Raw genomic sequence first — 1,938 nt, forward strand, 5'->3', positions numbered from 1 at the left:
CTAGCTGGCTGTGGGTCGAGTCAAGTCTGGTGATGGCTGTGGGGGATTGTTCCGCCTGGGTGGGGTGGATTTTGTGGGTGGTATGGGGCCGGGAGGGGTCGTGGGGTCGAGTGCCCGAAGCGCCCATGCTGACGTATGCGACCTGACGCGCTGGTTGGTCATCTGGCGTCGTGCGGGCTGCTGTGATGGGGCGAAGGACCGGGCGCCAAGCTAGATGCGGCGTGACGCTTGGTGCGTTCGCCATAGCCGAGTCGGCGTCTGATCCGGTCCTTCGTCACGACCAGCGTCGCACCCGCCGGCTGGTGTTGTGAAGGTGTGAGCGGGGCCTCTTTCCGTGTTGCAGGGAAGGGGAAGAGGGGGCTGTTCCTCGCTGCTCGAGTGTGTGCCGGTGCTCGTCGCGGTCAAGGTCGTTCGTCCTCGCTGCGCTGCGGGCGCTCCACCCTTGACAGCTTCCTCGACACCGGCGGCTGGGCAGCTATCGAGGAACAGGTCCGGGTTGTGGTCAAGCGCTCTGTCAGGCGCCGGTGGTCAGGCGCCGGTGGTCAGGCGCCGGTGGTCAGGCGCCGGTGGTCAGGCGCCGGCCGGTCGGGGCCAGCGGCCCGGGTCGTAGGCGGCCTGGTCGCGGACCAGGGCGAACGCGATCTGGTTCGCCCGGTGCGCCAGCGCGCAGGCGATGATCCCGCCGCGTTTCCCGCGGGCCTTCAGCCCGGCGGCGTAGGTCTTGGCGGCCGGGTCGCACTGCCACAGCCCGACGCCGAGATCGATCAGCGCGCGGCGCAGCTCGACGCTGCCCTCGCGGCTGATCGAGCCGTCGCGGCGGTGGCCGGCCGACTCGTACTGCATCGGCGACAGGCCGGCCGCCCGGTAGATCTGGCGAGGGCTGGGCCAGCGGGCCGGGTCACCGACCCCGGCGCCATACCCGCTGGCTCGCACCACGCCCCAGCCCGGCACCGTGGTGAGCGGCTGGAACGGGCTCAGTGGCAGCAGCCGGGCCAGCTCGGCCTCCGCCGTGGCGATCTGGGTGTCGAGATCGGCCAGCAGCGCCAGGTCCGCGGCCAGCACCCGCCGCGCCACCGCCGCATCGGCCGTCGGTAACGCATCCCGGGCAGCCGCCACCAGCCGGTCGGCCAGTGGCCGACGCATCTGCAGGCCGCGACCGGCGGCGAACCGCACGAACCGGGCCACGCCCAGCGACGCGAGCCTGGCCGGGTCACTGAACTCGGCCGCGATCAGCCGCCCGGCCTTCGTGCCCAGCACATCTGGCAGCACCAACGTCAGCCCCGGAAACGACCGGTCCAGCTGGCCGAGCAACTGGTTCTTGGTCGCGGTCCGGGTCTGGATCCGCCGGGCCCGGTGCGCGACCCAGGCCACCAGCTCACCGATCACGACATCCCGGCCGGCCACCGGCAGACCCCGCCCGGCCAGCAGCAGCTCAGTCATCGCCTCCAGGTCGATCGCGTCGGTCTTCACCCGCCGACGGCCCTGCGCCCGGCGCTGCTCGGTCACATGCGCCGGGTTCAGCGCGAGCACTTCCCATCCAGCAGGCCACGCCGACAGCTCGATCAGCGGCTGGTGGTAATGCCCGGCCGCCTCCACCCCTACCTTCACCGACACCCCCACCGCAGGCAGCGCACCACACACCCGCTCAACCATCTCCAACACACCCGACCGAGTCATCGAGAACCCGACCGGACCCAACAACCGATGCCGAGCGGCATCAGTCACCGACAACACCGCCGAGGACTTGCCCACATCCACCGCGACCACCACCGTGGACGATGTGACTGGAGCAGCATGCACAGACACCACACCCACCTCCGGAGCGCGTCAGGAGGACCACGGCGCGCCAACGCCGGACCCTCGAAGGAACCTGATGGGTCCCTTCTGACACCTCCGGAGGTGTTCGTGAAGGGGCTACGCCCGACCTATATCAGCCGA

The 1,938-nt window shown here is 70.6% G+C and carries 1 protein-coding gene; it reads right to left on the reverse strand.

The genetic code is table 11. From position 1 onward, the window contains the following. Nucleotides 1-570 precede the first annotated feature (570 nt). Complete coding sequence (locus ACWEOO_RS41810) at nt 571-1,815, reverse strand: IS110 family transposase (RefSeq protein ID WP_452147797.1); 1,245 nt, start codon at nt 1,813-1,815, stop codon at nt 571-573. Nucleotides 1,816-1,938: the final 123 nt, after the last annotated feature.

It is taken from the genome of Kribbella sp. NPDC004138, from assembly GCF_053603655.1.